Source organism: Rhodococcus sp. KRD162, from assembly GCF_017168335.1.
Lineage (GTDB): Bacteria > Actinomycetota > Actinomycetes > Mycobacteriales > Mycobacteriaceae > Rhodococcoides.
Genome location: NZ_JABFAU010000004.1, coordinates 258,842 through 279,474, shown reverse-complemented (window position 1 = coordinate 279,474; position 20,633 = coordinate 258,842). Strand labels below are relative to the sequence as shown.

Annotated in this window: 21 protein-coding genes; 14 read left to right on the top strand and 7 right to left on the bottom strand. The window is 65.9% G+C overall.

The annotated features are described in order from the left end of the window. Window positions 1–52: 52 nt before the first annotated feature. From J1M87_RS08275 to J1M87_RS08265, 3 genes are all read left to right on the top strand, one after another. Window positions 53–640 carry a flavin reductase family protein gene (locus tag J1M87_RS08275; RefSeq protein WP_206489062.1) on the top strand — a complete coding sequence of 196 codons (588 nt, stop codon included), beginning with the start codon at window positions 53–55 and terminating at the stop codon, window positions 638–640. Further along, the gene (locus J1M87_RS08270) at window positions 637–1,692 is read left to right on the top strand and encodes an AbrB family transcriptional regulator (RefSeq protein ID WP_206489061.1); all 1,056 of its coding nucleotides are present in this window, start codon (window positions 637–639) and stop codon (window positions 1,690–1,692) included. The genes J1M87_RS08275 and J1M87_RS08270 overlap by 4 nt, the downstream gene beginning before the upstream one ends. Window positions 1,693–1,774: 82 nt before the next feature. After that, window positions 1,775–3,172, top strand: a complete 1,398-nt coding sequence (locus tag J1M87_RS08265) for a DUF2252 domain-containing protein (protein ID WP_206489060.1) — start codon at window positions 1,775–1,777, stop codon at window positions 3,170–3,172. Between the two features lie 51 nt (window positions 3,173–3,223). On the opposite strand, the gene J1M87_RS08260 is transcribed toward J1M87_RS08265, so the two are convergent. The 3 genes from J1M87_RS08260 to J1M87_RS08250 are packed head-to-tail and all read right to left on the bottom strand — an operon-like array spanning window position 3,224 to window position 5,326. After that, window positions 3,224–3,667 carry a hypothetical protein gene (locus tag J1M87_RS08260; RefSeq protein WP_206489059.1) on the bottom strand — a complete coding sequence of 148 codons (444 nt, stop codon included), beginning with the start codon at window positions 3,665–3,667 and terminating at the stop codon, window positions 3,224–3,226. Window positions 3,668–3,719: 52 nt separating this feature from the next. Next, window positions 3,720–4,697, bottom strand: a complete 978-nt coding sequence (locus J1M87_RS08255; RefSeq protein ID WP_206489058.1) for an o-succinylbenzoate synthase — start codon at window positions 4,695–4,697, stop codon at window positions 3,720–3,722. Further along, window positions 4,694–5,326: a PaaI family thioesterase gene (locus J1M87_RS08250; protein ID WP_206489057.1), complete on the bottom strand. Its 633-nt coding sequence runs from the start codon at window positions 5,324–5,326 to the stop codon at window positions 4,694–4,696. The genes J1M87_RS08255 and J1M87_RS08250 overlap by 4 nt, the downstream gene beginning before the upstream one ends. Window positions 5,327–5,404: 78 nt before the next feature. On the opposite strand from J1M87_RS08250, the gene J1M87_RS08245 reads away from it, so the two are divergent. The 3 genes from J1M87_RS08245 (at window position 5,405) to J1M87_RS08235 (ending at window position 8,035) form a co-directional block, all read left to right on the top strand. Continuing rightward, window positions 5,405–6,298: a 1,4-dihydroxy-2-naphthoyl-CoA synthase gene (locus J1M87_RS08245; RefSeq protein ID WP_206489056.1), complete on the top strand. Its 894-nt coding sequence runs from the start codon at window positions 5,405–5,407 to the stop codon at window positions 6,296–6,298. A 9-nt stretch (window positions 6,299–6,307) separates the two neighbouring features. Next, window positions 6,308–7,429 carry a diguanylate cyclase gene (locus tag J1M87_RS08240; RefSeq protein WP_206489055.1) on the top strand — a complete coding sequence of 374 codons (1,122 nt, stop codon included), beginning with the start codon at window positions 6,308–6,310 and terminating at the stop codon, window positions 7,427–7,429. Between the two features lie 222 nt (window positions 7,430–7,651). Next, the gene (locus J1M87_RS08235; RefSeq protein ID WP_206489110.1) at window positions 7,652–8,035 is read left to right on the top strand and encodes a VOC family protein; all 384 of its coding nucleotides are present in this window, start codon (window positions 7,652–7,654) and stop codon (window positions 8,033–8,035) included. Here the strand turns inward: J1M87_RS08235 and J1M87_RS08230 are convergent. Next, the gene (locus J1M87_RS08230; protein WP_206489054.1) at window positions 8,032–9,318 is read right to left on the bottom strand and encodes an EAL domain-containing protein; all 1,287 of its coding nucleotides are present in this window, start codon (window positions 9,316–9,318) and stop codon (window positions 8,032–8,034) included. The genes J1M87_RS08235 and J1M87_RS08230 overlap by 4 nt on opposite strands. Before the next feature lie 99 nt (window positions 9,319–9,417). Further along, complete coding sequence (locus J1M87_RS08225; RefSeq protein WP_206489053.1) at window positions 9,418–10,767, bottom strand: hypothetical protein; 1,350 nt, start codon at window positions 10,765–10,767, stop codon at window positions 9,418–9,420. Between the two features lie 186 nt (window positions 10,768–10,953). Between J1M87_RS08225 and J1M87_RS08220 the strand changes: the two genes are divergently transcribed. From J1M87_RS08220 to menE, 5 genes are read left to right on the top strand one after another with little or no spacing between them, the layout of a single operon-like run. Further along, window positions 10,954–12,126 (top strand): inorganic phosphate transporter, encoded by a 1,173-nt coding sequence (locus J1M87_RS08220; RefSeq protein WP_206489052.1) that lies wholly within the window; start codon window positions 10,954–10,956, stop codon window positions 12,124–12,126. A 7-nt stretch (window positions 12,127–12,133) separates the two neighbouring features. Continuing rightward, window positions 12,134–12,421, top strand: a complete 288-nt coding sequence (locus J1M87_RS08215) for a hypothetical protein (protein WP_206489051.1) — start codon at window positions 12,134–12,136, stop codon at window positions 12,419–12,421. Window positions 12,422–12,445: 24 nt separating this feature from the next. Next, window positions 12,446–12,775 (top strand): DUF3349 domain-containing protein, encoded by a 330-nt coding sequence (locus J1M87_RS08210; protein WP_206489050.1) that lies wholly within the window; start codon window positions 12,446–12,448, stop codon window positions 12,773–12,775. 3 nt (window positions 12,776–12,778) lie between these two features. Continuing rightward, a complete protein-coding gene (locus J1M87_RS08205) occupies window positions 12,779–13,093 on the top strand; it encodes a DUF3349 domain-containing protein (RefSeq protein WP_206489049.1) in 315 nt (104 codons plus the stop codon). Window positions 13,094–13,103: 10 nt separating this feature from the next. After that, window positions 13,104–14,240 carry an o-succinylbenzoate--CoA ligase gene (menE, locus tag J1M87_RS08200; protein WP_206489048.1) on the top strand — a complete coding sequence of 379 codons (1,137 nt, stop codon included), beginning with the start codon at window positions 13,104–13,106 and terminating at the stop codon, window positions 14,238–14,240. 7 nt (window positions 14,241–14,247) lie between these two features. On the opposite strand, the gene J1M87_RS08195 is transcribed toward menE, so the two are convergent. Next, window positions 14,248–14,619: a DUF4440 domain-containing protein gene (locus J1M87_RS08195; protein ID WP_206489047.1), complete on the bottom strand. Its 372-nt coding sequence runs from the start codon at window positions 14,617–14,619 to the stop codon at window positions 14,248–14,250. A gap of 118 nt (window positions 14,620–14,737) precedes the next feature. Between J1M87_RS08195 and J1M87_RS08190 the strand changes: the two genes are divergently transcribed. From J1M87_RS08190 to J1M87_RS08180, 3 genes are all read left to right on the top strand, one after another. Then, the gene (locus tag J1M87_RS08190; RefSeq protein ID WP_206489046.1) at window positions 14,738–15,517 is read left to right on the top strand and encodes a PIG-L family deacetylase; all 780 of its coding nucleotides are present in this window, start codon (window positions 14,738–14,740) and stop codon (window positions 15,515–15,517) included. 78 nt (window positions 15,518–15,595) lie between these two features. Beyond that, window positions 15,596–16,549, top strand: coding sequence for an ATP-binding cassette domain-containing protein (locus J1M87_RS08185; RefSeq protein ID WP_206489045.1), 954 nt, complete (start codon window positions 15,596–15,598; stop codon window positions 16,547–16,549). Continuing rightward, window positions 16,546–17,379, top strand: coding sequence for an ABC transporter permease (locus J1M87_RS08180; protein ID WP_206489044.1), 834 nt, complete (start codon window positions 16,546–16,548; stop codon window positions 17,377–17,379). The genes J1M87_RS08185 and J1M87_RS08180 overlap by 4 nt, the downstream gene beginning before the upstream one ends. Here the strand turns inward: J1M87_RS08180 and J1M87_RS08175 are convergent. Then, window positions 17,376–20,612 carry a BTAD domain-containing putative transcriptional regulator gene (locus tag J1M87_RS08175; protein WP_307830762.1) on the bottom strand — a complete coding sequence of 1,079 codons (3,237 nt, stop codon included), beginning with the start codon at window positions 20,610–20,612 and terminating at the stop codon, window positions 17,376–17,378. The two genes, J1M87_RS08180 and J1M87_RS08175, sit on opposite strands and share 4 nt — an antisense overlap. Window positions 20,613–20,633: the final 21 nt, after the last annotated feature.

Below are 20,633 nucleotides of genomic sequence, written 5' to 3'. Positions count from 1 at the left end.
TGTCAGATGCGCCGGACAGCCGCCGCAACCGGGCTTTGACAGTATGTAAGGCGTGCGTACAGTTTTTCGGCCCGACGAGGTCGCTCCCGGTCGCTTCTACCAGCTCCTGACGGCCTCGGTGGTGCCCCGGCCCATCGCGTGGGTCTCCACGGTCTCCGCCGACGGTGTGGCGAACCTCGCGCCCTACAGCTTTTTCACGGTCTCCTCGGTGGAACCGCCCGTCGTGCAGTTCACATCGGTGACCCGCAAGGACAGCCTTCGCAACATCGAGGCCACCGGAGAGTTCGTCGTCAACCTGGCCACGGCCCCGTTGGTCGACGACGTCAACGGCAGCTCGGCGAGCTTCGACCACGGCGTCAGCGAGTTCGAGGCCCTCGGCATCGACAGCGAACCGAGCGCGATGGTGACGCCACCGCGCGTGGCGGCCGCGCCCATCGCCATCGAGGCGACCCTGCATCGCGTCGTCGAGGTGGGCAACTGCTTCGTCGTCATGGGTGCCGTCGTCGCGATGTCGATACGTCCGGAATTCCTCGCCGACGACGGACTCCCCGCATTCGACGCCATCGCTCCGCTCAGCCGACTCGGACGTGCCGAGTGGGGTTTGCCACCCGAGGTTCGCGAGATCGAGCGCCCTTCTTGATTCGCTGGCTACTGCTGGCTCTCGTCACCGTCGGACTGACAGTCGGAGCCGATGCACTCGGGGTTCCCTCGGCCGCGTTGTTCGTCGCCCTGTTCGTTGCGGTGATCTTCGCGCTCGCAGGCTGGGCACCGACCACCGGAACCGAGCGCGCTCCGCTGCCCCGCAGGCTCGGCATGGCCGCGCAAGCGGTCTTGGGTGTGGAAATCGGAACGCTGGTACAGGGCGACACCCTGAGCTCGCTCGGCGACAGCTGGCTTCCGGTACTGCTGGCGTGTGTGGGCACGCTGCTGTTGTCCATCGCGGCGGGCGCACTGCTCGGCCTGCGCAAAGACGTCGATTCGCTGACCGGTGCACTGGCACTCGTCGCGGGCGGTGCGTCCGGCTTGGTGGCGATCACCCAGGAACTCGGCGGCGACGAACGCGTCGTCGCGGTGGTGCAATACCTGCGCGTCGTGCTGGTGACCACCACATTGCCCCTGGTTGCGACCCTGGTCTTCGATGCGAAGCCCGGACACTCGTCGGTGGGCACCGACGTTCACGAGGCGCTCTATATCGATCTCGGCTTCGTGCTGATCTGCGGAGTCGTCGGTGTGGTGCTGGCGCGCCTGATCCGGCTACCGGCCCCGGCGCTGCTCGGCCCACTGATCTTGGCCACGCTCGCCGACGTACTGGGAGTGTCGTTCGACGCGTCCGTCCCGACGCTGCTGCTGTGGACGGCGTACATCGTCATCGGCTGGCAGGCCGGGCTGCGATTCACCGTCGCGAGCCTGAAATCGATCTCGCGGGTACTGCCTGCGTCGCTGATGTTGATCATCGCTGTCACCGTCGGCTGCGCGATGCTGGGACTGTGGTTGGCCTCGGCGACCGGCACCAGCGGCTACGAGGGCTACCTCGCGACCACGCCGGGCGGGGTGTACGCGGTACTGGCCATCGCGGCCTCCACCGGGGCCAACGTGACCTTCGTCGTCGCCGCTCAGGTCATCCGAGTGTTCATGATGCTGTTCGCGGTTCCGGTGGGAGCCAAGGTCGTCCAGCACTATCGCACGAAGTGAATCCTCGGCCACGGCATCGACTTCATCGGATAGCGGAAGTTCGGTCGAGCCGCCGCAGAGCACTGGATTAGTGTGATCTCACATGTCCGGCTTCGGAAAAGGTCACACGGTCGTCCCCGACGCGGTGGAGGTCGACGGCGCATCGTATGCCTCACTGCGCGCCCGTCCACTGCCCCGCGCCGAACGATACGAACTGGGTCGACGCCTCCGAGACAAGGTTCCGATCGCATCGCTGGGCGACTGGACACCGCCGCCCGATCGACCGGACCCGGTCAAACAGATCGAGTACTCGCATCAGGGCCGCATCGAATGGTTGATTCCCACCCGCCTCGAGCGGATGGCCGAGTCCCCCTACGGATTTCTGCGTGGCACCGCGATCGTCATGGCTCGGGACGTGGCGCTGCTGCCCTCCACCGGGATCAATCCCGTCATCAGCGGTGACGCCCACCTCGGCAACTTCGGCTTCTACGCCTCACCCGAACGCGATCTCGTCATCGACCTCAACGACTTCGACGAGGCGCACCCGGGAGCCTGGGAATGGGATCTACGACGCCTCGCCGCGAGCATCTGGGTGGCCGGGCGGCAGAACGGCCGCAGCGAGGACCAGTGCCGCGATGCCGTCACCGCCTGTGTGTCCTCGTACCGGATCGAGGTGGCCAGGCTCGCCGACGAACCGCTGATGTCACGCTCGTTCCAGCGTCTGACGGCCGAGAAACTGCAGCGTGACGCCACCGAGGGATCGCTGCGCAAGGAAATCAAGCGCGCCACCAAGAAGGCGCGTCGACGCACCAGCGACCGCGTTCTGCCCCGCTTCACCGAAAAGCACCAGGGCAGACGCCGAATCGTCGAGGAGCCACCGATCACCACCCGCATCTCGGCGAAGGACGAAGACCATCTCGCAGTCGGACTCGACGAGTACCTGCTCACCCTCACTCCGCACTGGCGTCGAGTACTCGGCGGATACACGTTGATCGATGTGGCGCACCGCGTCGTGGGGGTCGGTAGTGTCGGGCTTCGGGCGTACGTGGCACTGCTCGAAGGCACCAACGAGGACGATGTGGTGTTTCTGCAGCTCAAACAGGCCCGGCGCTCCGTGCTCGCACCCTATGTGCACGGCGAATCGGCCTGGCACGATCACCAGGGACAGCGGGTGGTGGAGTACCAGCAGGCGCTGCAGACCGTGAGCGATCCGTTGCTGGGTTGGACCACCATCGACGGGCGGCAGTACTACGTGCGCCAGTTCCGCAACATGAAAGGCACCATCGACCTGTCGTCGATCGACGCCCCGGCTCTGGTCGACTACGCGCGGGTGGTGGGCCGGCTACTGGCCAAGGGACACGCCCGCACCAGCGGCGCGTCGATGATCTCGGGATACACGGGCGAGTCCGACGAACTCGAGGTGGCACTGTGCCGCTTCGCGCAGTTGTACGCGGATCAAACGGAAGCCGATTGGGAGCGGTTGAGCGCTACGCGCATGTGAGCAGAAACTCGTAGCAGGGTACGAGTTTCTGCTCACATGCGGCGAAGCCGCTCAGGCGTGCTTGGCGACCAGATCACCGACACGCGGCAGCGCCTCGGTGACGTTCTTCTTGGCCGAGCCGCGCAGACTGCCGTAGAACTTCTTGACGACGGACTTGTCGGTCTCGTCGATGCGGGCATCGGTGACCGAGAGCAAGGCATCGGACGCGGCGTCCCCGTTGGCGACGAGGTACTCGCCGAACGTGCCCTGCGGGGCGACGTTGTACGACTGCCAGAACGGATCGAGCTTGTCCACGAAATCAGGCCACAGAGCCGAGACCGCACTGTCGATGTAGGACGGCCCGACCTTCTTCACCGCGCCGTATCCCCCCTTGACCGCGAGTCCGCTCGCGCCCTTCTTGTCCGCAACCTCGGCGTCGATCAGTGCGAGGACATCGGCGCGCAGGGCGTCGGCCTTCGACTCGTCGAGCAGTGAATCCTTGAGTGCAGCAACCACTTCGAAGTTCCTCCCAGATGTGTCAACGGTCCAACGCGGACCGCGCGCAAGACTACCGCAGAAGCAGGTGGCAGCGCCGAACTCGATCGATCCACCATTGCGTCCGCTCGGCGTCGGCACCCAGTTCGACCAAGGCCTGCGGGTCCGGTTCGAGACTGTCCACCGACACCGGATACGTTCCGTCGACCACCTCGGCCGCGGGAGCAACATCGCGAACGAAGAGCGAGCCCGTCCCCAGCCCGCAGGCGAACTCGAGGTGCGGCAGCGCAGCAGCTGCCGCCAACCCGGCCGAGATACCGACCGCCGAATCGAGTGCACTCGACACCACCACCGGCACCCCGTACTCACCCAGTTCCCCGGCCAGTTCGAGCACAGCCCGCATGCCGCCGAGCGGGGCGACCTTGAGTACCGCGATATCGGCTCCGCCTGCGCGGACGACCTTCATCGGGTCCTCGGCACGGCGAATGCTCTCGTCGGCAGCGACTCGAACGCCCGGTGCTCGACGCCTCAGTTCGACCAACTCGGGCACCGAGGCGCACGGCTGCTCGGCGTATTCGAGCGGACCGTCGGCGGTCAGGGCCGCCAGTGCCGCCACCGCCTCGTCGACGCTCCAGCCGCCGTTGGCATCGACGCGTACGCGCGGCACCAGTTCGCGCACCGCCCGTACTCGCGCGACGTCGTCGGCGAGACTCTGGCCCTTCTCGGCCACTTTGACCTTCGCCGTGTCCGCCCCGGGCGAGCGACTCAGGATCGAGGCCACCTCCGCGGCCGGCACCGCAGGAACTGTGGCGTTCACCGGGACGCGTCGACGCAGCGGGGTCGGTGGTCCGTCCCACGCCGCTTCGATCGCCGAGTTCAACCACGGAGCCGATTCGGCGTCGTCGTATTCGGGAAACGGCGAGAACTCCCCCCACCCGGCGGGTCCGTGCAGCAGCAGCACCTCGCGGGTGGTGATGCCGCGGAACTTCGTTCGCATCGGCATCGAGAGCACGTGTGCGCCGTCGAGCAATTCGTCGACCCCCGGGATCATTGCTGTCCCGGGAGCAATTGCACCATCAGCGCCTCACAATCGGCGAGCAGAGTGCCGTCGAGATCGGTCAACCGAGCCGTGATGAACGCCTTGCGGCCTTCGACCCGATCCACCGCACCCTCGACGATCAGCTCGGTGTCCAGCGGAGTCACCTTGCGGTAGTTGACGTGCAGATAAGCCGTCCGGCTTATGGGTCGGCCGTAGGCGTGCTGGATCAGGCCCATGAGGTCGTCGAACAGCAGCGGCAGGGTGCCGCCGTGAGCGGCCGCGTTGCCACCGAGATGGAAACGGCGGAACACACCCCGGCTCCGCACCCCTTCGGCGTCGAACCGCTCGATGGTCCAGGGCAGCATCAGCAACGAACCACGCCCCGGCAGACGAGGAACTCGGCCGGCGGTCTGTTGCCCCTCGGCCACCACATGCGGTGCCATGAGCTCGATCAGTTCCTCGGCTTTGCCTGCCGCGGCCTCGGTCACATCGGCCGGTAGCGAGGTCGATACCGCGAGATCCTGCACCGTGCGCAGCGCCTCCAGCAGCCGGCCGTATTCCGGCCCCACCTGTGCAGGCACGAAACGCGGAAAGCCGCCGTGATGGTCATGCTCGCGGTCGAGTTCGATCGGGTCGGTCATGACTGCACGCTAGCTGCCCCCACCTGCCCGTGCCGACCCAGCCCTGATCCAGCAGCGGTCGCCACTAAGCTGACGACCGTGACCTTCACTCCAGAACTGTGGCTGCCCGTTCCCGGCTTCGAGGATCTGACCGACATCACGTATCACCGGCACGTGTCCGACGCGACCGTCCGGGTTGCGTTCGATCGCCCCGAGATTCGCAACGCCTTTCGGCCGCACACCGTCGACGAGCTCTATCGCGCACTCGAGCACGCACGGGTGAGCTCCGATGTGGGGACGGTCCTGCTCACCGGAAACGGCCCGAGCAGCAAGGACGGCGGTTGGGCCTTCTGCTCCGGCGGCGATCAGCGCATCCGCGGACGGAGCGGTTACCAATACGCGGAGGGTGAAACGGCCGATACGGTCGACCGGGCCCGGGCAGGACGTCTGCACATTCTCGAGGTGCAGCGCCTGATTCGCTTCATGCCCAAAGTGGTAATCTGCCTGGTCAACGGCTGGGCGGCAGGCGGAGGACACAGTCTGCACGTGGTGTGCGATCTGACGCTCGCGAGCCGCGAGCACGCGCGGTTCAAGCAGACCGACGCCGATGTCGGCAGCTTCGACGGCGGCTACGGCAGTGCGTATCTGGCGAAGATGGTCGGTCAGAAGTTCGCCCGAGAAATATTCTTCCTGGGCGAGACGTACACGGCCGAGGAGATGCACCGCATGGGCGCGGTGAACAAGGTGGTCGATCACGCAGAGCTCGAGAACACCGCCATCGAGTGGGCTGCGAAGATCAACGCCAAGTCGCCGCAGGCGCAGCGAATGTTGAAGTACGCCTTCAACTTGCAGGACGACGGCCTGGTGGGTCAGCAACTGTTCGCCGGTGAAGCGACCCGTCTGGCCTACATGACAGACGAGGCAGTCGAGGGTCGGGATGCGTTTCTCGACAAGCGCGAGCCCGATTGGTCACCGTTCCCCCGTTATTTCTGAAACGACCGAGTGAATTCGAACGTCGGTCGCGGACGCCGCGACAGCACTGCACGCACCCTGCGGGCGTGGGTGGTGCGGCCGTTCGACTATCGCTGGATGGCCGACTTCCAGCGCTCTCACCCTGCGGGTGAGCCCATCCGGCTGGTGCTCGCGATCTCGACGTTCGACTTCGGGCTGCTGGCTGTCATCTCGCTGTTCTCCTCGGACACGAACCACAGCCCGCCCGCCGTCGCCTGGAAAGCGATCCTGGTGGTCTCGTCCGTGGTGGTAGGCACCGCGTGGTTGATCAAACCGTTCCCGGGCCGCCGCGGCGTCGTCGCGTTCGGGGTGTACGCCGACCTCGGCACCGCGTCCACGTTGGCGTTGAGTCCGCCGGGCGACGCATTGTTGACCTGCGTGTTGTTCGCGGTCGTCGGAATGTTCTTCGTCTTCTTCCTCAGCCCACGGTGGCTGCTGGCGCATCTGCTGTTCGCGACGACGATCATCGCGGTGGTCGCGATCGCCACGTACGACGCGGATCGAGCAGACCTCGCGTCCACGGTGCTTCGAGTCAACGTCGTTCTGCTCATCGTTGCCGGAGTTCCCGCGACCTCGCATCTGTTGGTCACCGTCCTGTCCGAGGACGCGCGCAGGTCTCGCCTCGACCCGCTCACCGGCCTGCTCAATCGTCGCGGGCTCGACAGCGCGGTCGACGACGTGTGGTCGCTCGGCCGTCAGACCGATCGATGTGTCGCAGTGCTGGCGGTGGACATCGACCGATTCAAATCCGTCAACGACGAATTCGGGCACGAAGAGGGGGACGCGGTGATCGTGCGAATCGCCGAGCGGCTCGCGTCCCACGTCGGCGAGTACGGGGTCCTCGCCCGCACGGGCGGTGAGGAGTACCTCGCCGTGGTGTCGACGTCACGGCTGCACATCGACGCGTTGATCCACGGAATACGCAGAGCCCTACGCGACCCGGCGGACACCGTCGCAGTGACGGTGAGCATCGGGGCTGCGATCGTGTATTGGGATTCGGCGCTGTGGGACCAGAACGTCGACATCGGCACGCGCGCAACGCGGGTAGCGGACTCGCTGATGTACGAGGCCAAGGCCGCCGGCGGCGATCGGGTGGTCAAGAGCGAACTCTGACCCGTTGGGGGCAGGAGTGGAGCCTGCGGAACGACCATGCGGGCAGGAGTGGAGCCTGCGGAACGACCATGCGGGCAGGAGTGGAGCCTGCGGAACGACCATGCGGGCAGGAGTGGAGCCTGCGGAACGACCATGCGGGCAGGAGTGGAGCCTGCGGAACGACCATTGGCGGTACGTGGAGCCTGCGGAACGACGATGGGCGGTACGTGGTATTCATGCGGGGTGGACATCCTCGCTGCTCGAACGATTCTGCGCCCGGTCGACTACCGCACGACCGTCGAGTTCTATCGAGACGGCCTGTCGCTGGCAGTGTGCCGCGAATATCCCGGTGGAACGGTGTTTTTCGCGGGCCAGAGCCTACTCGAGATCGCCGCTCACCATCGCAGTGACGACGCGCACGGGTCGTTCTCCGGGGCACTGTGGCTGCAGGTGCGCGACATCGACTCGGCCGCGGCCGAATTGACCGCTGCCGGGATCCCGATCACCCGCGAGGCCAGAACCGAGCCGTGGGGCCTGATCGAGATGTGGACAGAGGATCCGGACGGGATTCCGATCGTGTTGGTGCAGGTCCCGCACGATCACCCGCTCCGCCGCGATACCCGCTAGATCGGGCCGCCGTCGGCGACCGTGCGCAACACCGCGGCGGCGGACCGCGGCCGCGACCACAGATAGCCCTGCGCGAGGGTGCACCCGAGTTCGAGTACGGCATCGGCCTGTTCGCGGCTTTCGATGCCTTCCACGATCATCGAGAGGTCGAGGTCCTTCGCCACTCCCGCCAGCGACCTGATCATCGCCCGTCCGGCAACGGTGTCGACGAAACGCGTCAGGTGCCCGTCGATCTTGATCCCGTCCGGCTGCAGTGTCACCAGCCGTTCCAGAGAGGACCAGCCGGAACCGAAATCGTCGAGCAACACCCGGAAGCCCAATCGATGCACCTCGTCGATGTGCTTGCGCAGCAATGGACCCGGCGTCACGGCTGTGGTTTCGGTGAGTTCGAGGGAGATCGACGACGGAGACACCCCCGAGGACGCGATGGCGCGCTCCAACTGCGTGACCCCGTCCGGGTGCGCAAGGTGTCGTCCGGAGATGTTGACGGTCAGCCGCAGGTCCGGACGGTGGACGTGCCACTTCTTCATCTCTATCGCTGCCTGGGTGAGCACACTGAGGTCGACGTCGATGATCAGTTCACTGGACTCGGCGAACGGAACGAAATCTGCAGGTACCACCATCCCCCGCGTCGGGTGGTGCCAGCGAGCCAACGCCTCGAAGCCCACGATCTGCTCGGTCCGCAGATCCACGATCGATTGAAACCAGGGCACGATGTGACCGTCGGCGATGGAATCGGCGATGTCGTTGTCACTGCCGAGGCGAATCACGCTCGATCCGACCCGGCGATGCAGGTCGAGCTGTTCCTCGAGCACCGACGCGAACTGTTCGAGTTCCTGCATCTGCTCGTCCGAGAGCGAGTGCGGTGTGCGATCGAGCAGACAGAGGGTGCCGATCACCAGGCCTTCGCGCCCCCGCAGCGGGACAGATGCATACGACTCGATGCCGTTGTCGTCGAGGATTGCGCGTTGCCGGGTGGTGGCGTGGATGCGTCCGTGAGCCACCACAGCGGGCTCTCCGGTGCGGACCACGTCATCGCACAGAGTCTCGGACCGCACGACGGTCGACACCGGTGGTCCACCTATATTGACCAGGGTGTACTGCGTGTCTTCGTCGAGCACGTTGAGCTGGGCGATAGCGAAGCCGACGCTTCGTGCGGCGAATTCGACCGTCGACCGCAGAGCAGGCGTCGTGGCCTCGAAATCGAGATAGCGGCGGGCAGAGTCGCTCTGACGCCGAGACTGGGAGCGCGCGCTGTCCGCGACCTCACCATCCACCGGCATCTCCTTGCACGCGCCACCCGAGCCCGTTGAGGAATCGGTTCCAGGTGAGCTTAACCGGGAGAGAACGGGAGATTCGACCCCCAGTCCATCTCCGATCCGTCACACGGACGGATACCGAGTGTGTAGCAATCGATGTCGCAACACAGCGGCGGCGAGCCGCTTGCCCTCATCGGTCGCGAGCGCACCGAGCGACTCCGGCGTCGACACGGGCGCGGATTGTGGCAACTCGAACGCGCCGAGCGCTCCGAGCTCGGTGACCAGTGCCCGAGCGAGCGGGGCGGCATGTTCTGCAGCGGGCTCCGCACCGGCATGGGTCCAGCCCTCGGCGCGCAACAGCCGCGCCAGGTCATCGGCGGTGGCCTCGACATCCGCAGCATCGTGCCCGACGATCATGCGGGCGAGAACGACCTCCGCGGCGATGGCGTCCGGGTGATATTCGGTGCCGACGATCCCGGCCGTCAGTACCCGCCACAGCCCGTCGGAACTGAGCCGCCGGGTGCGGGCAGTGGGAACGACCCGCCCCGCCGAACGACGCAGCAGACGCACGCGCATCAGGAGGCGTCGAAGCGTGAGGACTTTCTCGGTATCGAGTTCCCGGCCGACCGTCAGGGGACGTTCGGCCGGGGGAAACACCGTGGACGCGATACGCGCCACCACATCGTTCGGAAGGTACCCCGAGTCGGTCAACGGGACGCCGTCCCCGATACAGCCGATGAAGCTCTCGAGCCTACGCACGCAGCCGTACATCGGCTGCGCGGCGTCGTGCAGAGCATCACGCAACCCGAGATAGAGCTCGGCGCGCGGTTCGCTGTAGCTGCTCCACAGTTCTATGCGGTGGTCGAGGAGTTGTTCGAGAAGGACGGCCTCGGCCTCGTTCCTGCCGCGATCGGACGTGAGCACCGCGTCGGTGACGCCGCGTCGACGCGTGGCCAGAGCGTCGACGCCGAGCGGGCGTCCACCCGGCTTCGACGGCTCGAACTCACCAGCGATAGTGGCCACTTCCAGCGTCTCGCCGATCTTCTCGACGATGGAACGCTCGGTGCCGGTCGGGAGGTCCTGCCAGGTCACCAATTCGGTGTCCACAGCACCGATGCCCGACTGCTCGGTCGCCGCTCGATACCTCTGCAACCACACCGCGTCGTCGGCTGTTCGGACGAGATCCTCGGTGACGGCGCTTCGGGCGATCTCGGCGTAGCCGATGCGTCCGAGCCGCTCGAGCAGTTCACCGAGTGCTCGGGCGATCTCGACGCCGCGATCGGGCCCCTCCGCCAGGTGCCGTAGATGAACCCAGAGAAACGTCTGCACGGAATGTTGCGTCGGACCGGCCGGAGCAGATACTGCGACCAGAGCATCCCACCCAAGGCGCGCGTCGGCAGCGAGTGCGGGATCGACCGAATCGAAGTACGACAGAGCGGCCGACACCGCATCGTCCATGCCCGATCCCTTCACGGTGTCCCACTGTTCCACAGTGCCCCGATTCAGGGAGTCGGGTCACCTCCGTCGAACCTCGAAAAATGAGGCATATACGGCAAAAAGATTCACAGAAACCGAACGAGCGACAAATTCCGATCGCCCCCGGAAGAACAGTTCGTACGAGGTCTTCGACGATCGCCGTTCGTGTCCCACAATTTCACCGTGAGCGCTGAATTCCTCGTACTTCTCGTGGTGGTCGTGACTGCACTCGCATTCGACTTCACCAACGGTTTCCATGACACCGCCAACGCCATGGCGACGTCGATCGCAACCGGTGCACTCCCGCCGAAAGTTGCGGTCGCCCTGTCTGCCGTCCTCAATCTGGCCGGCGCATTCCTGTCCGTGGAGGTTGCCGCAACCGTCGCGAAAGGCATCGTCGATCTCGGCGACACCGGCGGCGGAGAACTCCTCACCATCATCTTCGCCGGACTCGTCGGCGGCATCCTCTGGAACCTCGCTACCTGGCTGCTCGGCATTCCCTCCAGCTCCTCGCACGCACTGTTCGGCGGCTTGATCGGTGCCGCCGTGGCGGGCCTGGGCACCAGCGGCGTCGTCTGGGACGGAGTCTGGACCAAGATCGTGCTGCCCGCCGTACTCGCCCCGATCGTGGCCGGGCTCATCGCCACCGTCGGCACCTGGGTCATCTACCGCATCACCGCCTCCGTCCCCGAGAAGTCCAGGGAGCGCGGATTCCGCTGGGGACAGATCGGCTCCGCGTCGCTGGTCTCCCTCGCACACGGAACCAACGACGCCCAGAAGACGATGGGGGTCATCTTCCTGGCACTGGTCGCCTACGGCACCGTTTCCCCCGATTCGGACATGCCGCTGTGGGTCAAGTTCAGCTGTGCCCTGGCGATCGCCCTCGGCACCTACCTCGGCGGCTGGCGGGTCATCCGTACCCTGGGCAAGGGCTTGGTCGAGATCGCGGCACCGCAGGGCATGGCCGCCGAAGCCTCCTCGGCAGCGATCATTCTCACCTCGAGCCACCTCGGTCTTCCGCTGTCGACCACGCAGGTCGCCACCGGCTCGATTCTCGGGTCAGGGCTCGGCAAGCCGGGCGCAGCCGTGCGCTGGAACGTCGCGGGCCGCATGGCCGTCGCCTGGGTCATCACCCTGCCCCTCGCAGGCGTGGTCGGGGCCGCGTGTTGGTTGCTCGCCCACACGATCGGCGGACTACCGGGAATCCTGATCGTCTTCGCCATCCTCGTGGCGCTCGCCGCGTTCATGTACATCCGGTCTCGCCGTCAGCCCGTCGATCCGCGCAACGTCAACGCGGAATGGGACGGCGGACTCGTCCCGGCCCCGACCGATTCCGACTCTCCCCTGAAGGTCTGATGCACTCATGGACACTCTGAAACACACTCTCGACTCGCTCTGGCAGGTCGTTCTCGTCGGCCTGCTCCTCGGCGCAGGACTACCCGCGATCTTCGCGTTCGGGCTCAAGGCACTGTCCGTCGGCGAGCCCTCGGACGAGGCCGCGGCAACCGGCACCACTCGCGTCGCTCGACCCGCCTTGGCCACTGCCGCAGCGATCACGTGCTTCGCCGTCGTCATCGTGGCCATCGTGGCCGGAATCGCCTTCATCATGAAGGACTTCTTGAACAGCTCGTTCGGTATCACCGTCTTCTGACCCGCGAAAAGGACTGTTGTCGACATGACCGACCCTAGGAAGAGCACCTTCCCGTCATCGGTGCTCGAATGGCTCCGAGCCGGCTACCCCGAGGGCGTGCCGCCCAAGGATCGATTTCCGCTCGTGGCACTGCTGCGCCGCGCGGCACTGACCGACGCGCAGGTACAGGAGGTAGTCCTGGAACTCGTCTCTCCCGCCACCGGAGCACTGGACCACGGTGCAATTCCACCCGGAGAGATAGCCACGTACATCCGCGACCAGATCGACGCCGAGCCGACGGCCGAGGACATCGCCCGGGTCTCGGCGCGTCTGGCAGCCGGTGGCTGGCCACTGGCGGATCCGGCCGCCCTGTAATCGATGCCGGTACCGTCTTTCCTCCACTCGATCGTCGGATGGCTTCGCGGTGGGTATCCCGACGGAGTGCCCGAATCGGACTACATACCTCTGCTGGCCATTCTGACTCGGCGACTGTCCGAGGAGGAGGTGCAGTCGGTGATGGACGCTCTCATCGCCGACGGCCGATTGCCCGCCGACAAGGCAGGCATCTCGGTCACCATCACCAAGATCACCAACGAAATGCCCCGCGAGGAAGACATCGACCGGGTACGCGCCAATCTCGCCGCCGGTGGATGGCCCCTGGCCGACCCGTTCACGATCCGGCGCACGGACTAACCTCGCGGGTGTGCTCGACAGTGTTGCCGTTCCCTCCGGACCGGCCGCGGCAGACCTCCTGCCGCGGCTGAGTCGTCTACTGGCCGGCGACGGCCCGGCCCTACTCCCCGTCCCTGCCGACGACCCACGTGAGATTCGCCGTCTGCACGAGGCGCTGTCGCCGGGAACCCCCATCGACGACGGCGTCGCGCTGGTAGTCGCGACCTCCGGAACGACCGGAGTCCCCAAGGGAGCCATGCTGTCCGCATCGGCATTGACAGCATCGGCGACCGCCACCGAGGAGCGACTCGGCGGTCCGGGCTCGTGGCTGCTGACGTTGCCCGCACACCACATCGCCGGGCTGCAGGTGTTGCTGCGGAGCGTGCTCGCCGGGACCGCTCCCGTCATCATGGACGTCTCCGCAGGATTCGACCCGGCCGCGTTGATCGAGGCCGTCGGCCGGATGTCGGGTCCGTTGCGCTACACCTCGCTGGTGCCAGGACAGTTGGTGAAGGCCTTCGAGAATCCGGAGGCGGTAGCGGCCCTCGCGTCACTGGATGCCGTACTGCTGGGCGGGGCGGCAACGCCGATACCGCTGCGCGAGCGGGCCTACGAAGCGGGCATTCGACTGGTCCGCACCTACGGCATGAGCGAAACCGCCGGCGGCTGCGTGTACGACGGAGTTCCGTTGCGCGGCACAGTGGTCCGCATCGACGCCGGACGAGTGGTGCTGGGCGGAAGTACCCTCGCCTCCGGGTATCGCGGATTGCCCGATCACCCGGCGTTCGCCGAACCCGGATGGTTCCGCACCGACGACGCCGGCACCATGGTCGACGGGGTCCTGAACATTTCCGGTCGACTCGACGAGGCCATCTCGACCGGCGGGCTGACCGTCGTACCGCAGGTGGTCGAAGCCGAGCTGGCCACGCATCCTGCCGTGCTCGAATGCGCAGTCGTCGGATTGCCGGACGAACGGCTGGGTCAGAAGGTAGTCGTCGCCGTGGTTGCCTCCGACCCGGTCACCTTGGCGGAGTTGCGCTCTCACATCGCGCCGTCCTTGGATGTCACAGCGGCACCGCGCGAGCTGTTCCTTGTCGACTCGCTGCCGACCCGAGGGCCGGGAAAGCTGGATCGGGCGGCATTGCGGACAATGCTGGCGACACTGTGAGCGTGGACTACCGCAGTGGCGTGCCTTGATGGTGTACCAGTTCCCATCCCGAAGCGGCATGCCGCCACAACGAGGTTCGACGCGCGTGCACTCCCGAGACCCTCGAGATCCAGTGCACCAGAACGAGTTCCGCGCTGATCAGTCGCCCGTCCAGCTCGAGCACCTCGATGACCTTCGAGTCTTCGGTGCCGAGCAGGTCGAGTATCGACGACTTGTCCCACACTGCGCCCGAGGCACCCACCTCGCAGAAGTCGTCGGCAAGCAGTGTCTCGACCCTGGCACGATCACGGCGGCATTGCGCAGTCTGCAACTCACGCTCGAGCGCCAGAACCGTCGACAGGTCGAGGCCACCGGGACCGCCATCGGCAACACGAGTCATGAGGGACAGTCTCCCGCACATTCGCGAGGACCTGAAGTGATGACGCCGAACACCGGCACCCGAACAGATCGGCCCGCCGACTGGGCTGCACCCGCTCCGACGTGCAAGCATTGACGCCATGAGTGTTCTGGTCTGCTTCCACGCACATCCCGACGACGAAGTGTTCGGCACCGGAGGGGTGATGCGGCTGGCCGCCGATGCAGGCCACCGCGTGGTGCTGGTGACCGCAACCGACGGTGCCCTCGGGGAGTACCCCGACGGAATCCTCGCCGAGGGTGAGACACTCGCCGAACGCAGGCGCATCGAGTTGGACCGATCGGCCGCCGTCCTCGGAGTTGCCCGCGTCGTTCGGCTGCACTACGCCGATTCCGGCATGGCCGGCACCGCGGACAACGCCAATCCGGACGCGTTCTGCAACGTCGACGTCGACACCGCCGCGCAGCGGTTGGCCGAGGTACTGCGCGAGGAGCAGGCCGATGTCGTGACCATCTACGACCCGAACGGTGGCTACGGCCATCCCGACCACATCCAAGTTCACGTGGTCGGCAAGCGTGCCACCGAGATCGCCGAGACGCCCTTCGTCTACGAGACCACCACCAACCGCGATCACATGCGCAAGCTGATGGAGGCCAATCCGCACTGGAGCGAGGAAGCGACGCCGCCGGACATGGAGAGCTTCGGTTTGCCCGAAACTGAGATCACGACGGTCGTCGACGTCTCCACGGTGATGGACGCCAAGCGGGCCGCGATGGAAGCACACGCAACCCAGGTCGGTGACTTCGGACCATTTCTGCAGATGGCTACAGCAGACCTCGCATCCGCGTTCGGAACCGAATGGTTCAGAAAGCTTCGCGGTACCGGTGGCGTCGGCCTGACCGAAACCTCACTGCCACTCTGATCGCACCACACCGGCACACGACAGCGGACGCAAGCGCGACGAAAGCGTCGTGCAAGCGGCAGGGGCGATCGTTGCCCCATGACCACACCAGCAATCGAGGCGCAGAGCCTCGTCAAGACATTCGGCAAGCAACGCGCCGTCGACGGTGTCAGCCTGACCGTTCCCACCGGGTCGGTCTACGGCGTCCTCGGCCCCAACGGCGCGGGCAAGACCACCACGGTCCGCATGCTCGCCACCCTCCTACGACCCGACGGCGGCTCGGCCCGCGTCTTCGGCCGAGACGTCGTCGCCGACGCCACCGCGGTCCGGTCCCTCATCGGTGTCACCGGCCAGTACGCATCGGTCGACGAGGACCTCACCGCAACCGAAAATCTCGTCGTCTTCTCCCGACTGCTCGGCCTGAGCCGACGCGACAGCACAGCAAAAGCCGTCGAACTGCTCGAAGAATTCGGTTTGACGGACGCAGCGTCGCGACCGTTGAAGTTGTTCTCCGGTGGCATGCGTCGACGGCTCGATCTGGCTGCAAGCCTCATCGCGGCACCGCCACTGCTGTTTCTCGACGAGCCGACCACCGGCCTCGATCCGCGTACCCGCGCACAGATGTGGGACACCATCCGTCGCCTCGTCGCGGACGGTTCGACGGTACTGCTGACCACGCAGTATCTCGACGAGGCCGATCAACTCTGTGACCGCATCGCCGTCATCGACCACGGCCGCGTCATCGCCGACGACACCGCCGACGGCCTCAAGTCCTCGGTGGGCACCTCGGCTCTGTCCCTGACCCTCGACGACCGGAACCAGATCGACGATGCCCGCGCACTGGTCGCCGGGCATCTCGGTGTCGAGGTGACAGTCAGTGCCGAGGCAGCTCGGTTGACCGCACCGATGGCCGACACGTCGTCGACTCCGGACATCTTGATTCGCCTGCGCGACTTCGGCATCGAGGTCAGCGAGATCACCGTCACCAAACCCAGCCTGGACGAGGTCTTCTTGACCCTCACCGGCAAGAACGCACACGAGGATGCTGCATGACCACCACACTGAACCCACGATCGTCCACGCACTTCGACCCCGCAGACCTCCCCGTAATTCGGCACATCGGTATCGCCCGCACGGCAGCGCAGTCCGTCACCATGGGATACCGCGGTCTGCTCAAACTCCGACACAACCCAGAACAGCTCACCGATGTGGTGCTGCTACCGGTCATCTTCACCCTGATGTTCAGCTACATCTTCGGCGGCGCAGTGGCGGGCGATGTCACCACGTACCTGCCGATGATCGTGCCCGGCATTCTTGTGCAGACAGTCATCACCGGATCGGTCGTCACCGGTACGCAACTGCGAGAAGACATGGACAAGGGGGTCTTCGACCGATTCCGGTCACTCCCCATTGCCCGAATCGCCCCGCTGGCAGGTGCTTTGATGGCAGATGTCATCCGCTACCTGATCGCCGCGGTCGTCTGCTTTCTCACCGGATTCGCAATGGGGTACCACCCGGCAGGCGGCGCACTCGGTCTCGTCGGAGCCGTACTGCTGGTGATGTTCTGTGCCTGGTCGATCAGTTGGATTTTCGCGCTACTGGGCACCGTGATGAGCAAAGCCTCCTCGGTCCAAGGCATCTCGATGCTGGTGCTCTTTCCGTTGACGTTCCTGTCCAACGCGTTCGTCGACACGAGCACGATGCCGAACTGGCTGCAAGCATTCGCCGACGTCAACCCCGTCTCACATCTGGTGACAGCCGTCCGCGAACTCGCCAACGCCGGACACTTCGGGATTCACGTCGTGTACTCGATCATCGGCGGCGCCGTGATCGTCGCGATATTCGCACCCCTGACCGTGAAGATGTACATGCGCAAAACCTAGACCACCTCGAGCAACCGCAGAATCTCCTGCAACGCAGTGGTTCTGGTGAAGCCGGCAGCCCGAGCGATACCCGCGTCGACCTCACCGTCGCCCAGGATCGCTCGGGCCGCCGTCAGATGCCGGTCGATCCGCATCGAAGGAAAGTCCTGCCGACCCACTGCCCGGTCCGACACCGCCAGCAACTGCAGGCCCAACTCCTGATCGCCACAGTGCAGCTCGAACGACCCCATCGCACACGACAGCGCACCCAGCATCGGAATGTCGTGGAACCCACCGGGCATCGACATATTCCATCGATCGACCCGCAGCGCCCGGACGGTGTCACGGACACGCTCTGCCGCCCCGTTGAGCACGTGCGCTCCGACGGCCGCGCACACCAGAATGGTCATGAACGGATCACCTGGATCATCCGACGGCCATCCACCCGAGGCCAGCGCCGCCCGAAACCCCGCCAGACCTTGCTCGACAGCACCTTCCTCGATATCGGCGGCGGCCCGCACAGCCGTCAACGACGCCGAGCTCTGCTGCTGAGCGTGATCCCACCACGCTCCGGCGTCGGCCTCGTCCGTCGAAGCGAGGGTGATCTGCCGCTGTGGTTCCACGGCCGACAACTCGTCGAGCATCGCACGTCCGTCATCGACACTGCCTGCGCCGATCAGTGCCATCGCCAGAAAGGTGCGGGTCTGCACGCTTTCCTCGTAGGCGTGCATCTCCCACATCACCTCGGCCGAGGTTCGGTAGTACTGCGCGGCCCGCGCGTAGTCACCCGACAGCCCGTACGAGCCTGCAAGCGTCTGCGCCGTCGTTCCCACACCCCAGAGGTCGCCCCGACGCCGCGCAATCTCGAGCGCCCGCTCGCTGTCGCGTATCGACTCGAACACCCGGCCGGAGTTCTGCGCGAGCATGGCGCGGACGAGGTGGGCATTGCACCGAACGTCCTCGTGCTCGGACCTGGTGGCGAGAGCCAACTTTCGAGCCAAACCCCGGCCATCCATGCCGAAGACCATCAGTTCGGCGTTGAAACGCAGGCCGGGCGAGATCGCGTCCCTGGTGCGCAGGAGTCGACGGATGTCGACTCGAATGCGCGCCACGCGACGGACATGGCCATCGTGGGCAAAGTGGGCCGCCAGCACCAACATCGCCATCGCGGCGTTGTCGTCGGGTGTACCACGCAGTCCGTCGCGCATGCAGCTCTGCACTCGCTGCGCCCAGTTCAGCACTTCCGAATGCGCACCGCGCATGGCCCAGAAGTAACCGAGAACCGAGAACAACGTGCACACGTGGTCTGAAATCCGTTGCGCGAAGGAGTGTCTCATCAACGACAGCAAGTTGTCGTGCTCGACCTCCACGAGCTCGACCACGTCGGCGACACGACCGTCGGAGTACCCGTCGGAAACCCGAACCGCAATGGACGTCGACCACGAACGCAGCCGAGCCGCGACGCCATCGACTTCCCCGCTCGCCGCCAACTGCTCCTCGCAGTACTCGCGGACGGTCTCGAGCATCTTGTAGCGAATTCCGGTAGGTGTTTCCACGACGGTGAGCATCGACTGATTCACCAAGCCGTCCAGCGCGATCGAAATATCCTCCACCCCAGACCATTCGGCAACCCATCGCGCTGCATCGAGATCGAATCCGGCGGGGAACCGACACAGACGACGCACGGCGGCCTGTTCGGTGGCGTCGAGCAGATTCCAGCTCCAGTCGATGACGGCATGCAGCGTGCGGTGCCGCTCCGGCCGGGTCCTGTCCGGCGTCTGCAGCAGCGCGAACCGGCGATCCAACCTGGTCTCGATGTCCTCGACCGTCATCGACTTCACTCGCGCAGCCGCCAGTTCGATCGCCAGCGGCAGACCGTCGAGTGTCCGGCACAGGCGGGCGACTGCCTCGGCGTCGAGCCGCGCCGACGGCCGGACGGCACGCGCTCGGATACAGAACAGTTCCGTCGCAGGGGAATCGAGCCCGGAGACACCCAAGGACGGAAGCGGGAACACCGATTCGGCCGTGATTCCCAACGGAGCACGCGAGGTGGCCAATACGGTCACCGAATCGGTCGCGGAAACCAGCATGTCCACCACCTGTGCGACCTCGTCGATCACGTGCTCGCAATTGTCGAGAATCAGCAAACCCCGACGGGTGGAGAGGACCTCGGCCAAGCGTTCCTGGATCGAATGAACCCGGGTGACCTGCAATCCGCCGACCTTGAAGTCCGCCTCGGTCAGCCCGAGGGTCGCTCCGATGGCCGACGCGACGTCCTCCCCGCTTCGGAGCGAGGCCAGCTCGACGAACGTCACCGACATTCTCGCCGCCGCACGATGACCCAGCGCGTGTGCGATGCGCGTCTTGCCCGCGCCGCCGGGGCCGAGGACGGTGGTGACGCGTGAACCGGCGAGCAGCGTTTCGATAGCGTCGATGTCGCCGCCTCGACCGATGAGCTCGTTGGGGGCGACACGCAGACCGACCGTATGCAGCAGCTTGGGTGTGTCGTGGCCGAGGATCTCTGTGTTCAACGCCGTCGTGGCCGGTGAAGGATCGGTCCCCAACCGATCGGCGATCTCGCGGCGCAGAGTCGCAAATACCGTCAAGGCATCGTTGGATCGGCCCAGTCCGTGCAACGCACGCATCAGGTCGGCCGCCGCAGGCTCGTCGACCGGATCAGCGGCGGCCCGCGCTCGTGCCAGCGGCAAGGCATCGCCGAATCTGCGCAGACCGAGCAATGCCGAGACCTGTACGGACCTCAACGTGATCTCGATCGCATCGGCCTCCGCCCTGACGGCGTCGACCGGGTCGCCGCGCCACAGACCGAGAGCATCGACTACGAGTTCGAGAGCTTCCTGGAACTGCGAATGCCCGAGACGGTCCTGCGCGGCGCGGGCCAGTGTGCGCGCACGCCCGAGATCGATGTCCGCCGCGTCGAGAACCAGCCGGTACCCCGCGGGCCCGCTCTCGAGAGAACCGTTGGGCAGCGCCGCCCGCAGCCGCGAGATCTGGGTCTGGAGAGCGTTCTTCGGCGATCTCGGTACGTGCTCCGGCCACACCTGCTCGACGAGGTAGTGCGCCGATCGTGCCCGCCCAGGTGCGAGCGCCAACGCCACCAGCAGGGCCCGAGCTCGCGCACCTGGAACCGGCATCGAACTGCCCTCGATCACCGTCGCGACCACACCCAGAATCCGCACCACCGGTGGCTCGGCCGTGAGGTGCGTGGTCTGGGGATATGCGATATCGATGTGCACTGTCTCCGAATCGTAGGCGTC

Bases quoted from the DNA above. Each gene is read 5' to 3' on its own strand.
- J1M87_RS08250 (WP_206489057.1), bottom strand. From the start codon at position 5,326: ATGACCGACCCGATCGAACTCGACCGCGAGCATGACCATCACGGCGGC.
- J1M87_RS08255 (WP_206489058.1), bottom strand. From the start codon at position 4,697: ATGATCCCGGGGGTCGACGAATTGCTCGACGGCGCACACGTGCTCTCG.
- J1M87_RS08180 (WP_206489044.1), top strand. From the start codon at position 16,546: ATGACCACCACACTGAACCCACGATCGTCCACGCACTTCGACCCCGCA.
- J1M87_RS08210 (WP_206489050.1), top strand. From the start codon at position 12,446: ATGACCGACCCTAGGAAGAGCACCTTCCCGTCATCGGTGCTCGAATGG.
- J1M87_RS08185 (WP_206489045.1), top strand. From the start codon at position 15,596: ATGACCACACCAGCAATCGAGGCGCAGAGCCTCGTCAAGACATTCGGC.
- J1M87_RS08215 (WP_206489051.1), top strand. From the start codon at position 12,134: ATGGACACTCTGAAACACACTCTCGACTCGCTCTGGCAGGTCGTTCTC.
- J1M87_RS08265 (WP_206489060.1), top strand. From the start codon at position 1,775: ATGTCCGGCTTCGGAAAAGGTCACACGGTCGTCCCCGACGCGGTGGAG.
- J1M87_RS08230 (WP_206489054.1), bottom strand. From the start codon at position 9,318: ATGCCGGTGGATGGTGAGGTCGCGGACAGCGCGCGCTCCCAGTCTCGG.
- J1M87_RS08205 (WP_206489049.1), top strand. From the start codon at position 12,779: ATGCCGGTACCGTCTTTCCTCCACTCGATCGTCGGATGGCTTCGCGGT.
- J1M87_RS08190 (WP_206489046.1), top strand. From the start codon at position 14,738: ATGAGTGTTCTGGTCTGCTTCCACGCACATCCCGACGACGAAGTGTTC.
- J1M87_RS08195 (WP_206489047.1), bottom strand. From the start codon at position 14,619: ATGACTCGTGTTGCCGATGGCGGTCCCGGTGGCCTCGACCTGTCGACG.